A 12,508-nucleotide genomic window follows, 5' to 3' on the forward strand; every position below is an offset into this window, starting at 1 on the left:
CCCCGCGCGCCACGCCCACAGCACCGCCGTCACAGCACAGCCGTCACACCGCCCTCACAGCACGGCCGTGACCGTCCCCGCGCCCACCGTGCGGCCGCCCTCGCGGATGGCGAATCCCAGCCCCGGCTCCAGCGGTACGTCCCGGCCGAGCTCGACGGTCAGGGAGACCGTTTCGCCGGGCCGCGCCACGCCCGCCGCGCCGAGGTCGATGTCGCCGACGACGTCCGCGGTGCGGATGTAGAACTGCGGTCGGTAGCCGGTGGACACAGGTGTGGCCCGGCCGCCCTCGCGGGCGGAGAGCACGTACACCTGCGCCGTGAAGCGCCGGCTCGGCGCGACGCTGCCGGGCGCGGCGACCACGTGACCGCGCCGGACCTGGTCGCGGTGGACGCCGCGCAGCAGCAGTGCCACGTTGTCCCCGGCCTCGGCGGAGTCCATCGGCTTGCCGAAGGTCTCCAGGCCGGTCACCACCGTCTCCGTGTCCGCGCCGAGCACCTGCACCCGGTCGCCGACGCGTACGGTGCCCCGCTCGACGGCACCGGTGACGACGGTGCCGCGCCCGGTGATGGTGAGGACGTTCTCCACCGGAAGCAGGAACGGCGCGTCGGTGTACCTCACCGGCATCGGCACGTACGTGTCCACGGCGTCGAGCAGCGCCTCGACCGCGGCGGTCCAGCGCGGGTCGCCCTCGAGCGCCCGCAGCCCGGAGACCCGCACCACCGGCGCGGCGTCGCCACCGTAGCCGTGCGCGGTCAGGAGGTCGCGGACCTCGAGCTCCACGAGGTCGGTGAGCTCGTCGTCGCCCGCGTCGGCCTTGTTGAGGGCCACGACGATGTGGTCGACGCCGACCTGGCGGGCGAGCAGCACATGCTCGGCCGTCTGCGGCATGACGCCGTCGAGCGCGGAGACGACGAGGATCGCCCCGTCGAGCTGCGCGGCACCGGTGACCATGTTCTTCACGTAGTCGGCGTGGCCCGGCATGTCCACGTGGGCGTAGTGGCGGGTGTCGGTCTCGTACTCGACGTGCGCGATGTTGATGGTGATGCCGCGGTCGGCCTCCTCCGGCGCCCGGTCGATGCGGTCGAACGGTACGAATGTGCCGGTGCCCCGCTCGCTCAGGACCTTCGTGATCGCGGCGGTCAGGGTGGTCTTGCCGTGGTCGACGTGGCCCATGGTGCCGATGTTGAGGTGCGGCTTGGTCCGCACGTACGCCGTCTTGGGCATGACGAGGTCGTTCCTTCCCGGAACTCGAAGTGCGTCGGGACCCCTGGGCCTGGCCGACCCTCCCCCTGCGGGGTCCGCGGACGATCCGGGAAGGGTCAGCTTCGGGCGCCGTCGAGAGGCGCCGCGGCGGCACCGGCCGCCGCTGCAGCAGGAAACGCGGCAGCCTTCGGCGCGTCCGCGACTGCGGACGGCGCTGCGAGGAAGGCGTACCGGAACATGCGTCGATGATCGCCCTGATCCCGTACCGAGTCGAACGGTTTTCCCGGCACCGGCCACTGGGCGGGACGCACCGGCCGGGCGGTGCGGCCGTGCGCCGTACGGCCTGCGCCGTCGGGGTGCGTCGTACGGCCCGCGTCCTCGGCGTGCGCCGTACGGCCTGCGTCGTACGGCACACATTACGGCGATCACATACCGCTGTCGGTTACTCTCCCCGGATGCTCGACCTCGTCCCCAGGCCGGCATCCGGTCTCCCCGTCCGCTGCACCAGGGTCCTGTTCTCGCCCTGGTCACGGCTGGCCCTTCTCGCGGTGCTGCTCACGTCGGCCGCGGTGACCGTGGTGCTCTACGAGCCGCAGAGACTGCTCTCCGCGGGCTGGCCGCAGTTGAGCGGTCCGGCGGCCGTGGTGCTGTTCGGCGTGGGATACGGGGTGTGCACGGCCGCGTTCGTGCCCCGGCCGATCCTCAATCTGGCGGCGGGCGCGCTGTTCGGCTCGCAGGCCGGGCTCGTGGCGGCGATCGCCGGCACGGTGCTCGGGGCCGGAATCGCCTTCACCCTGGGCCGGTTGCTCGGCCAGGACGCGCTCCGGCCGCTGCTGCGGGGGCGATGGCTCGAGGCCGCCGACGGGCAGCTGAGCCGGCACGGTTTCCGTTCCATGCTGGCGATCCGGCTGTTCCCGGGCGTGCCGTTCGCCGCCGCCAATTACTGCGCGGCCGTCTCCCGCATGGGCTACCTGCCCTTCCTCCTGGCGACGGGCCTCGGCTCGATACCGAACACGGCTGCGTACGTGGTCGCAGGCAGCCGGGCGGGCTCCCCGACGTCGCCGGCGTTCCTGGTCGCGATGGGATTCATCGTGGTGACGGGCCTGGCAGCCGCTGCGGTCGCCTGGACCAAGCGCCACCGGCTGCGGGGCGCCAGGACCTGACCGCCCCCGGCCGGCCCCTAACGCCCCCGCCACCGCCCGGCGGGCCCGCCCGGCAGGGCCTGCGGCAAGCCCTTCATTTTGGGACGCTACGCTGCCCCCGGCGCCGGCCCGATGACGTACGTGAGTCGTATCTCACGGGTCATGTGCCTTCGCGCGCGCCTGACAGACCGTGACCAGCCTTTGGGTGGCGTAGCTTTCATGTCTTGGTTCGAATCATTCATCCTTGGGCTCGTCCAGGGGCTGACGGAGTTCCTTCCCATCTCCTCCAGCGCGCATCTGCGGCTCACCGCCGCGTTCGCCGGCTGGCACGACCCGGGGGCCGCGTTCACCGCGATCACCCAGATCGGCACGGAGACGGCCGTCCTCATCTACTTCCGCAAGGACATCGGCAGGATCCTGTCGGCCTGGTTCCGCTCGCTCACCGACAGGGCGATGCGCGGCGACCACGATGCCCGGATGGGGTGGCTGGTCATCATCGGTTCCATCCCGATCGGTGTGCTCGGCGTCACGCTGAAGGACCAGATCGAGGGCCCGTTCCGTGATCTGCGGCTCATCGCCACGACCCTGATCGGCATGGGGATCGTCCTCGGCGTCGCGGACCGGCTCGCCGCGCGGCAGGAGACGGGCGGCCGGCACCGGGTGATCGAGGAGCGCAAGACGCTGCGGGACCTGAGCGTGCGCGACGGCCTCGTCTACGGTCTCTGCCAGGCGATGGCCCTGATCCCGGGTGTGTCCCGCTCCGGCGCGACCATCAGCGGCGGTCTGCTGATGGGGTACACCCGTGAGGCAGCGGCCCGCTACTCGTTCCTGCTGGCGATTCCGGCCGTGCTCGCCTCCGGGCTGTTCGAGCTGAAGGAAGCCGGCGAGGGCGGCCATGTCTCGTGGGGGCCGACGATCTTCGCGACGCTCATCGCCTTCGGCGTGGGCTACGCGGTGATCGCGTGGTTCATGAGATTCATCACTACGAAGAGCTTCATGCCCTTCGTGATCTACCGGATCCTGCTCGGAATCCTGCTGTTCGTGCTGGTCAGCATGGGTGTGCTGAGCCCGCACGCGGGCGAATCCGGCGGCTGAAGCCGGGCCACGCAGGTAGCGCTATCTAGCATTTCCTAGCGCCTGATTGCAGCACCACGCCATGATCATCTCCCACTTGTCTCCCACTCATCTCCCACCGGGGAGGCGGTATACGCCCCACTAGGACGTGTGCGTCCGCAAAGTAGGGGATGACGCGGAAGGGCCCGCACAGCAGCAGCTGTGCGGGCCCTTCTGCGTGGCGGCCGGCCCGGGTCAGTCGAGGCTGAGGCGCGCCAGCAGGCCCCTGGACACGGCCGGCGAGCGCCTTCTCCGGGTCCGGGCTGATGGTGGCAAGTGCCACTGCGGCCGTCACGATGACGTCGCTCAGCTCCTTCTCGACGAGCCGCCAGCGCGGGCGGTGAGGACGTCGAGGGTGTAGCGGTCGGGGTTGCCGTAGTCGGCCAGGCCCATGAGCTTGCCGGAGGTGGTCCAGTTGCCGAGTCCGAGGTGTTCGGCGACGGTCTCGTAGAATCAGCCCAGCGACTGGCTGAACGGGAACTGGCGCAGGACCTTCAGTCCGTCGGCGGTGCCGTGGGCGAGGGTGGCGGAGACGCCGTCGCCGGATCCGTCGACCACCAGGACGGCGGCCTCGTCGAAGCCGCTGGGGTGGAAGGCGGAGGCGGCGTGCGCGAGGTGGTGCTCGACCACGGTGACCTGCCGGGGCCGGTGGTGGCCGAACAGGGCGGGGGCGAGGAGTTCGGCGATCAGCTCGGCGTCCGTGCAGATGTTGCTCGGCGTAGGCCAGGCCGGGTTGAAGGCGATGGTGATCTCGTCAACGTCGGCCAGGGTGATGCCGGCCTCGGACAGGCAGTAGGCCGCGGCCACCGCGCAGGAGCGGGAGTCCTTGTGGTGCTTGCGGCGGGAGAAGCGCTCCTCCTCGGCGAAGGCGACCACCTTCCCGTCGATGACCAGGCAGGCGGAGGGGTGGAAGCAAAGGGGGAGGAGGGGGCGGCGGTACGGGCCGATTCGGCTGGTGCCCGTCGTCCCCGATCGGCGGCCGGTGTTTCCCCTCCACGATCCTTGCCACAGCAGCCTCCTCAAGGCCTGGGTTCCCCACTGCAGAAGCGGAGGCCCGCGATGCACGAGGGCGCACATGCGCCTGTACGCCTGCTGCATACAACCCAGCGACTGGGTCGCTCGTCAGCCTTCGAGCGGGCGGCCCTGTGCTGCCCGCAGGCGGGCAGACCGGAGATCCGCGTGCGAGCAAGTGGCAGTTCGTCTTCGGGGGTCGGGAGCGTGACGGGCATGGACCACACACCGCTGGTCTGGGAGGCGATGCCGAGCGCGACCATCACCTCGGCGAGTCCCATGCCGTGGCCGGGACAGGGAGCCCGGCCACGGTGAGTACGTCGGTGCAGCCGGCCTCCTTCCCGGCAACCAAGGCGCGGATCTGGGCCTTGGTCGCCGTCCCGCGCAGCGGTAATCGCGGAGCCAACTCAGCCCTCTACCGCATTGCCCTCGTCCGCATGTCCAGAGACGCCCGCGCCAACGAGTTTGCCGCGGCGGCGGACCGTTCCGACTTTCCTGCCGGTGGATGTCGGCCGGTGATCGGCCGCGTCCAGCTGCTCGGCGAGCGGGAAGCTGCCGCCATAATGGGAGGCATGCCCTCCAGCCCGCACCACCCCGCACCCGCGTCGAAGAACCCCTCGGGCACGGACGCCGAGGACCTCGCGCTGTACCGGGAGAAGTTCCGGTGCCGTCTGCCGGAGTCGCTGGACGAGTTGCACGGCCCGACCCAGGGGGTCGTCGAGCTGCCGCTGCACATGGCCTGGTCCGGGATGACCTCGTACGACCTGGGCAAGCCGCGCCAGCGCATGGGCCTGTACCGCACTGTCTTGCATGAGGGCCTGCACGACGACCTGCCCCGCTACCTCAACCAGGACCTGCTCCTCCAGCTGTGGCCGGTGCTGCGCACTCTCGTCGGCCGCACCGTGCGCACCGTGTGGGAGGACGCCTTCGCTCAGCTCGCCTCCCGCACCCAGGCAGCCGCGTGACGGACATGCCGGAGCTGCACGCGCGGCTCCTGGCGGATGTGATCGCCCTCGGCTCCCCGTATCCCCTGGTCCTCACTGGCGGGTATGCCGTGCGGGCGCACCGCCTCGTGAACCGCCCCAGCCAGGACCTCGATGTCGCCACCGAGAACCCGGCGCCCATGGCCGACATCGCGGCCACGCTCCGCGCCGGCCTGGAAGCCCGCGGCTGGAAGGTGCACGCGCTGGAGACCGCCCCGCTGTCCGCCCGCTTCACCGTGACCGACCCGGCCACCGGGCAGGACTGCGAGGTCGACATCCTCAAGGAGATCTTCTGGCGGCCGGTCGCCCAGAGCCCGTACGGGCCCGTCCTCGCGGAGGAGGACGTGATCGGGACCAAGGTCCGCGCCCTCGCCGACCGCGGAGCGCCCCGTGACCTGATCGACGTGTTCGCAGCCTCCCGCCGTTGGAACACCGCCGATCTCGAGGAATTCGGCCGTCGCCACGCCCGCGGCCGCTTCGAGCGCGAAGACCTGCAGGCAAACCTCGCCGGATCCGAGTGGACCGACGACGAAGCCTTCGCCGCCTACGGCCTGGACCAGGCCACCATCACCGCTCTTCGTGCCTGGGCCGTGGAGTGGGCCGACGACCTCGCGGCCCGACTCCTCGAAGAGTCGGATGATCCGAACATCGACTGATCACATCTGGCCGACCACCGGAAACGGGAGCCCGGGGAAGCCGAGCGAGGGGCAAGGGCTGAGTGGTAGTTGACCTACGGGATTCAACCTGCGACGGCAAGGTTGTGCAGTGTCGCGACGGCGTGGCGGAGGCAATCTCCCCTCTGGCGGCAGTCGCACACATCTTCATCCGGGCGAAGGTGTGCTCGACACGGGCCCGGACGCGCCGATGTTTGGCGTTGTCCTGCTCCTGACCACGCAGGAGGGGGCGCCCGGGCCTTCTGGAGTTGGGAGACGATCAGTCCGGTGACCAGGTAGGCGCCATCCCGATCACCGTGATGCATGCGGCTTTCGCCAGCAGGTCCGACTCCCGCCAGACGTGGGCGTCGGCTTTGGTCCCACGCGCCGGCCGAGCCAACGCCACCACCAGCCGGGTGTCGGCGTCGACGATGGCCTGCACGTTCGCCGGGAACCAGTACTTGCGGGATGAGGCGCCGACGGTGTGATCGCGGACCTAGATCAGGGTGCGGCCACGATCCACAAACGCTCCACGTCGGCGACGGGCCGCGGAGCTGGCCCAGTGCGAGGAGCGGGCGAAGGCGCTGGATGACCCGGCAGACTGCGGCCGGGGAGATCCCGAACAGCGGGGGGGGAGCTGCCGTAGTCGGACAGGATGCACAACCAGGGCCTTCGAGCCGACCGAGGCGCTCTACCAGGCTGGTCTGACAACCGAGGGGCGATCAGAACGACTTTGCGCCGCGTTCAGCACCCTGCCAGAACGTGATGTCATCCCCTCCGCTGCCTGCACACGTAGCGCCGGCATCGTTCAGCCGAACCGCACCGCACCCCGTGGCACCTTACGCACCTGGCTGGATCACGCCCGCCCGATCATCGGGAACCGTCCCGGACCCCAGGCTTGGCGATGTCACAAGGCGCCAAAGGGGAGGGATACGGACGTGGACGCTCTCGCAGCAGCGGTACACACGCTTCTGGAGGATCCAGACGCATCTACGGAAGTGGAGGTGTCGACCCCGGAAGAAGCGGCACGGGCCGTCCGGCTCCTGGATCAGGGGCTGCGTAGCGGCCGTGGGGTCTACCGCAAGATGGCCGAGGGCGCGCTGCACGGCGCCAAGACACTCTCGACCGACCGTCTCCAGGTCCTCGCCGAGTTCGTCCAGAACTCCGACGACGCGGGAGCCGGACAGCTGCGCATCCTGCTGCGGTCCGACGACATTCTGGTAGCCCACGACGGAGCCGGCCTGCGCCTAGCTGATGTCCTCCCGCTTGGCATGCCCTGGCTCAGCGGCAAGACGGCCGACGCCAAAGCCACCGGCCGGTTCGGCATCGGACTGTCCACCCTCAGAGCCCTCACCACCGTGTGGGAGGTGCACTGCCACCCCTTCCACGTGCGCTTCTCCGGCACCAACCTCGAACCCGTGGCGCCCCCGGAACTCCCCGAGGGGATCTCCGGACCCGGGTGGACCGTCTTCCGCATCCCGCTGGCCCTCGGCACACTGACCGCGGCCCAGCTCCTTGAATGGTTCGAGGACTGGAACGACGCTTCCCTACTCTTCCTGCGTCACCTCCGCGGCCTTGAGGTGACGGCAGGCGAGCACAGCACCGTACTGACCCTGTCCTGGGAACATGTGACGCAGCGTCGGCTCCTGATCGACGGCGTCGAGCACCAGGTGAGCGTGCGGCACGCCCGGGCGACCGACGGAGCGCTGTGGCGTGTGTACACGGCGCAGGTGGCACCGCACCCCGACTGGGAACGGAGCCACAAAGCGCTGGGCCCGAGCGTACCCGTGGGCGTCGCGCTCCCCCTGGAACGTGGAGCGAACGGCAGCGTCCATGCTGGCCTGCCCGTCGCCCCACTGGACGTGGCGGCCCGCGTCCACACCCAGTTCGACCCCGTCGCCAGCCGGGAAGGTTTCGCTGGCAGCCGCCTCAACACGCAGCTCGTCCCCGTGATCGCCGACCTGTGGGCGGCCAGCGTGCGCGACGTCCTGGAGCGGGTGGATCCCACGGCGTGGCATCTCATTCCGCTTCCCTCCCCGACGGGCTCCGCGCCGGCGAACCTGCTTCAGGACCGGATCCGCACAGAGATGCTCACCCGCGCACGGCACTCACTCGCCGCCGAGCTGGCCCTGCCGGTCACGGAGGGTGGTCCCGACGCCCGCTCACCGATTTCGCGGTCGAGGAGACTGCGCTGTCGGGGGTCCTGGACGACGCCGACATCGCCCGACTGGGTAAAGCCCCGTACGCCCTGCCTGCCGCTGCCCGCGACACCGGCGGCCGCTGGCGGAAGGTCTTCGCGGACTGGCGTGCGGCGGGAGCCGTGGACCTGCCTGCGGAGGTGCAGGTCATGGACGCGCTCAGGCTGTTCTCCGACGACGAGTGGCAGGACGTCGCGCGGCTCGTACGGCTCGCTGCGGTCGCCCTCGAAACTGGCCACGAACATGTAATGGCCGACCGGGCGTGCCTGGTCACCGCCGACGGGCGCCGACTGCGGCCGAAGCCCGCGGAGAACGCGTTCACCGACACGTCCGGGGAGGCCACCGGCTCCTTGGATGTGCTAGGTGTCGTTCTGGACCTGCATCCCGCCTACGCGGAGGACAACGCCTGGGCGAAGGCCGTCACCGCATGGCTGCGTCGGCGGGACTGCCTGGTACGCCGCGACGACGCGGCAGCCGTACTGAAGATCGTCTCCCGGATCGGCAAAGCCGGCGCGCAACTTGCCGACGGGGACGAAGCAACGGAAGCCGCCCGGCTCGTCGCCCTCCAGCAGGCGCTCGGCGAGATGCCCAAGAAACTGCGCGACCCGCTCGGTCCGGGCATCGGACGGGCCGTCCTTCTCAACGGCTTCGCCTACGACAAGGAAGGGGCCGAACAGTCCCACCGCGTGAAGCCCGGCGCCGCCTATCTCCCCCAGGCGTTGGAGACCGCCGACGGAGACCGGTTCGAGGTCGCGGCACGCAAGACTCCCGGTCTCATCTGGGTGCGCCGCGCCTACGCGCGATCACTGCTCTCCGCCGCCCAGGCAGGCGGTCTGAGCAAAACGGCCTTCCTGCGGCTGCTGGGCGTGGCAGACACCCCCCGGCTCACCCCGGTGCGTGAGGTCTTTTACCCGGTCGACACAAAGACGTACCCGGGGGATCCCCGCCTCGGCCTCGCACGGGACTGCAGGTGGTCCGTCACAAACCGATGGGCGCAGATGATGCTCAAGGGAGCTGGCCACTCTCTGGACGACCTGACCAGCAGCAACCTCGTCGCTGTGGTCACGAACATCGCGGCCGAGAAGGACGTGGACGAGCGACGACGCCGCACAGCCGCCCTGCTGCGCGCACTCACAGCCCCGCTGACCAGTCCAGAGCAGGCCGTGGTCCCCCTGGCCAAAGGACACTACAAGTGGAATGTCGTGGGTGAGACGGCGGCCATCTGGGTGTGGCAGCTCCGGGAGACCTCCTGGCTGGAGGACAGCCAAGGCCGGCTCCGACCGCCGACAGACCTCACCCTGCGTACCCCGGACACGGAGGCCCTGTACGGGCCGGAGGATCCTGGCTACCTGCACCCGGCGATCCACCAAGCCCTGGCCACCCGCACGGAGGTCCTCACCGCTCTGGGTGTCTCCGGCGATCCCGACGTCCCGCGCCTGATGGAACGGCTGCATGAACTCCGGGACCGTCAGGCCGACAACGCCGCCGAGATCCATACCAATAGCGATACCGACGTACCGGACAGCCTGAGGGCGGAGGCGCTGCTGGTCTATCAATCCCTGGCGCGGCGTCTGACTCACCGTGCGGCAGATGCGACCCAGACGGCGGTGGAGAAGCAGATCCGCAACGAGTTCCGGTTCGAGGCGCTCGTCCTGACCGACCGTGGCTGGATGGAGTCCGGCAAGTGCTTCCAGGGACCTGCGATCCTGCGCGGGTTCCGTCCCTTCACCCTGACCGGGACGGACATCAACCCTCTGTGGCAGGCACTGGGCATCCCCGAACCCGGGCTCGATGACCTCATCGACGTGCTGAAGGAGATCTCCGGGACCGGTGCGGCCCCCGACGCCGAGCACGAGAGGGTCATGCTCGAGGCTCTGCGCCGCCTGCGGGACGTGATCTCCTCTGACGACAAGCCGAATGTCGCCGGGGCTGCAGAGCAAGCTGCGGAGTCTGCCGCTGTGGACCACGGACGGCTGGGTCAAGGGCCAAGGGCCGATCGGTGTTCGCGGTGGCCGACTCGGGGGTCGAGCGGCTCCTGACGGACCGTCTGCCCCTGTGGAAGCCGGGAGGGAACGTGCAGCAATTCACGGCACTGTTCGGACGGCTGCACGTCACCCCCTAGACGTCGCGGATGCCCAGGTCACATACGAGACCGGGGGCGTGGACGGAGCCGGGGATGCAGCCCTTGACCAGCCGGCCGATGCGAGCCTCACGGAGGACTTCCGGCGGGGAGTCGCTGCGCTCCAGGACCTTCTGGTGCGGGACGAGCCCGAGACGGCCGAGGCTTTCACCGGCTGGACCTGGCTGGTGGGCCTGGAGGTCCGGCTGCTCCCCGGCCTGCGGATCCGCCTCGATCCGGGAGAGACGTACGAGCCCATCGAACTCCCCGTCGACGCACAGATCGACCGCGGCCGCAGCACGCTGTTCCTACGCTCGCACACGTCGATGACCACCAAAGCCGGTGCGGGCGCGGCCATCGCCGCCCACTTCGCAGAAGAACGGTCGCGCGTAGGCCACAGCTGGCGGGACGTTTGGGAAGAACGCCTGGTGGAGGCAGGGTCCGGGGCCACGCTCACATCGGCAGGGCAACGGGACCGTGAGGAACGGCAGCGGCTCGCCGAAGAACTGCGTCGGCGAGCCCAGCAGGGTCCCACCGCGCCGATGCCGAACGGGAAGTCGGCCCCTCAGCGGGGCACGGGCGCCGGCCCCGCTGTCCCCGCTGGCCCGACCGGCATCATCCCACCACCCCGCACCGGCTCAGCTCCCGCGCCCGGGATCCCCGGACCCGGCGCCCAGCCCGGCCCGCAGCCCGCGCCGGCCGTGCGCCCCCTGGTGGACGCAGCCCACTTCAACGTGCTGCCCGGCAAGGTCACCCGCACTGGAACGCCGTCCACACCGGGCAGCACCCCTGCCCGTACACCGGGGACAGAGGGACCTTCGCCCCGCCCACACGGGACCCCACTCCCCCAGCCCAGGCACGGAGGGGCCCCGCCCCGCAGCCAGGCCCCACTGCTCGGCTACGCAGACCATCACAAGGAGGAGCTCGTCATCCAGGCGCTCCGCCGGATCCTGCAAGCGCAGGGCGTCGAGCTGGACGACCAGCGGGGTGCGTCGGGCGTGGGCGCCGACGCATACGACTCGACCGGGCGCTATTACGAGATCAAGGCCCACGGGCGTGCTGTCCCGGGCGAGCTGACCCTGACACGTTCGGAGTTCGTACGGGCCTGGTCCGAGGGCGAGAACTACACGCTCGTGATCGCCTCACATCTGGAGAAGGGCGTCGGCAAGCCGACCCTCCGCCTGGTGAACGACCCCGTGCACCACTTCGAAGTCGAACCGCCAACGGATGTTCGTCTCAAAGGCGTACGGGACTTGTCCGTGGAGTCGACCGTGTACGAGTGGCCCGGCACGGAGTAGTACCCTGCTCCCCCCGTTACCGTCTTTGTGGCTCCGCAATGGGGCTACCGGCCTTCGGGTCCGGCATGACTTCCCCCCTTGTTGCGGGTTGATGATCCGGGGGGTGGTGTCACCGGGCCCGGAGGCATCGAAGGACCGCTGATGAGGGGCTTGAGCACCGGCTTACCCGAGCCGGAAGAGCTCTCCGTAACGTGGGTGTGGCAGCTCGATGCCGAGGCAAGTGAACTTCAGGGCGAGGCGGGGACACGGTACGTCGGGCTCGCCCTCCGGTGGCGGTCCCCATGCCGCGAGCGCGGCCGACACCGTCCGTGTGCCTGATTCCAGATAGCAGATCATGTTGACCGGGTAGCGACTGTTGTCGAACATGTAGCGGTCCATTAGCGTCGGTTCCTCGCTTATTCGGAGCCCGCGCTCTTCGGGCGGGCCGATCCGGTGCCAATCGGGATGCAGGTGCAAGGATCCGAGGACTTCGATTCCGTCGAGCTCCGCCTGCCGGTGAATGCGCAGCAGGTCACGGGTGCTGCACCAGAAACCCCGTCGGGGGTTTCTGTAAGCGCCCCCGAAGCACGGTGCTATCGTATTGGAAAATTCTTCCAGTGCCACTGGATCGGTGGCGCGGACATTGGTGGCAAATTCTATCGACACGATGGTCGCTGTGTCGTCGGCGATGGTTCCGAGAAGGATGGCGAAACAGGAGGGCGGTTCATGTGGCGAACAGGCCTCGTATTCATCGTAAGCCGTTGCGGTGAAAGATTTTAGGGAATCGAATCCGATCAACACGGTGTGTG

The 12,508-nt window shown here is 69.7% G+C and carries 10 protein-coding genes and 1 pseudogene; 7 read left to right on the top strand and 4 right to left on the bottom strand.

Going from position 1 to position 12,508, the window contains the following annotated elements; genetic code table 11:
• Window positions 1-54: 54 nt before the first annotated feature.
• The gene (tuf, locus tag OGH68_RS05045; RefSeq protein WP_264242105.1) at window positions 55-1,224 is read right to left on the bottom strand and encodes an elongation factor Tu; all 1,170 of its coding nucleotides are present in this window, start codon (window positions 1,222-1,224) and stop codon (window positions 55-57) included.
• A gap of 434 nt (window positions 1,225-1,658) precedes the next feature.
• Here tuf and OGH68_RS05050 point away from each other — a divergent pair, with 434 nt between their 5' ends.
• The gene (locus tag OGH68_RS05050) at window positions 1,659-2,366 is read left to right on the top strand and encodes a TVP38/TMEM64 family protein (protein WP_264242106.1); all 708 of its coding nucleotides are present in this window, start codon (window positions 1,659-1,661) and stop codon (window positions 2,364-2,366) included.
• Window positions 2,367-2,564: 198 nt separating this feature from the next.
• Window positions 2,565-3,440, top strand: a complete 876-nt coding sequence (locus tag OGH68_RS05055) for an undecaprenyl-diphosphate phosphatase (RefSeq protein ID WP_264242107.1) — start codon at window positions 2,565-2,567, stop codon at window positions 3,438-3,440.
• Window positions 3,441-3,911: 471 nt separating this feature from the next.
• On the opposite strand, the gene OGH68_RS05060 is transcribed toward OGH68_RS05055, so the two are convergent.
• Window positions 3,912-4,556 carry a carbamoyltransferase N-terminal domain-containing protein gene (locus OGH68_RS05060; protein ID WP_413470936.1) on the bottom strand — a complete coding sequence of 215 codons (645 nt, stop codon included), beginning with the start codon at window positions 4,554-4,556 and terminating at the stop codon, window positions 3,912-3,914.
• Window positions 4,557-5,041: 485 nt separating this feature from the next.
• Here OGH68_RS05060 and OGH68_RS05065 point away from each other — a divergent pair, with 485 nt between their 5' ends.
• Together OGH68_RS05065 and OGH68_RS05070 are read left to right on the top strand one after the other, a co-directional pair.
• Window positions 5,042-5,434 (top strand): hypothetical protein, encoded by a 393-nt coding sequence (locus tag OGH68_RS05065; protein WP_264242109.1) that lies wholly within the window; start codon window positions 5,042-5,044, stop codon window positions 5,432-5,434.
• Between the two features lie 5 nt (window positions 5,435-5,439).
• A complete protein-coding gene (locus tag OGH68_RS05070; RefSeq protein WP_264249913.1) occupies window positions 5,440-6,108 on the top strand; it encodes a nucleotidyl transferase AbiEii/AbiGii toxin family protein in 669 nt (222 codons plus the stop codon).
• An 83-nt stretch (window positions 6,109-6,191) separates the two neighbouring features.
• On the opposite strand, the pseudogene OGH68_RS36370 reads toward OGH68_RS05070, so the two are convergent.
• A pseudogene (locus OGH68_RS36370) lies at window positions 6,192-6,734 on the bottom strand (transposase family protein); the annotation flags it as partial.
• Window positions 6,735-7,109: 375 nt separating this feature from the next.
• Here OGH68_RS36370 and OGH68_RS05080 point away from each other — a divergent pair.
• From OGH68_RS05080 to OGH68_RS05090, 3 genes are all read left to right on the top strand, one after another.
• The gene (locus OGH68_RS05080) at window positions 7,110-8,552 is read left to right on the top strand and encodes an ATP-binding protein (protein WP_264242111.1); all 1,443 of its coding nucleotides are present in this window, start codon (window positions 7,110-7,112) and stop codon (window positions 8,550-8,552) included.
• A complete protein-coding gene (locus OGH68_RS05085) occupies window positions 8,453-10,342 on the top strand; it encodes a hypothetical protein (protein ID WP_264242112.1) in 1,890 nt (629 codons plus the stop codon). Before OGH68_RS05080 ends, OGH68_RS05085 begins: the two co-directional genes overlap by 100 nt.
• A gap of 217 nt (window positions 10,343-10,559) precedes the next feature.
• Window positions 10,560-11,720, top strand: coding sequence for a hypothetical protein (locus OGH68_RS05090; protein WP_264242113.1), 1,161 nt, complete (start codon window positions 10,560-10,562; stop codon window positions 11,718-11,720).
• Between the two features lie 162 nt (window positions 11,721-11,882).
• Here OGH68_RS05090 and OGH68_RS05095 read toward each other — a convergent pair whose 3' ends face one another.
• Window positions 11,883-12,500: a hypothetical protein gene (locus tag OGH68_RS05095; RefSeq protein WP_264242114.1), complete on the bottom strand. Its 618-nt coding sequence runs from the start codon at window positions 12,498-12,500 to the stop codon at window positions 11,883-11,885.
• Window positions 12,501-12,508: the final 8 nt, after the last annotated feature.

Origin of the sequence: Streptomyces peucetius (assembly GCF_025854275.1) — a bacterium.
GTDB classification, from domain to species: domain Bacteria; phylum Actinomycetota; class Actinomycetes; order Streptomycetales; family Streptomycetaceae; genus Streptomyces; species Streptomyces peucetius_A.

Excerpts from the sequence above, each read along its gene's own strand:
- tuf (WP_264242105.1), bottom strand. The coding sequence starts at position 1,224 with ATGCCCAAGACGGCGTACGTGCGGACCAAGCCGCACCTCAACATCGGC.
- OGH68_RS05050 (WP_264242106.1), top strand. The coding sequence starts at position 1,659 with ATGCTCGACCTCGTCCCCAGGCCGGCATCCGGTCTCCCCGTCCGCTGC.
- OGH68_RS05055 (WP_264242107.1), top strand. The coding sequence starts at position 2,565 with ATGTCTTGGTTCGAATCATTCATCCTTGGGCTCGTCCAGGGGCTGACG.
- OGH68_RS05060 (WP_413470936.1), bottom strand. The coding sequence starts at position 4,556 with ATGCAGCAGGCGTACAGGCGCATGTGCGCCCTCGTGCATCGCGGGCCT.
- OGH68_RS05065 (WP_264242109.1), top strand. The coding sequence starts at position 5,042 with ATGCCCTCCAGCCCGCACCACCCCGCACCCGCGTCGAAGAACCCCTCG.
- OGH68_RS05070 (WP_264249913.1), top strand. The coding sequence starts at position 5,440 with ATGCCGGAGCTGCACGCGCGGCTCCTGGCGGATGTGATCGCCCTCGGC.
- OGH68_RS05085 (WP_264242112.1), top strand. The coding sequence starts at position 8,453 with ATGGACGCGCTCAGGCTGTTCTCCGACGACGAGTGGCAGGACGTCGCG.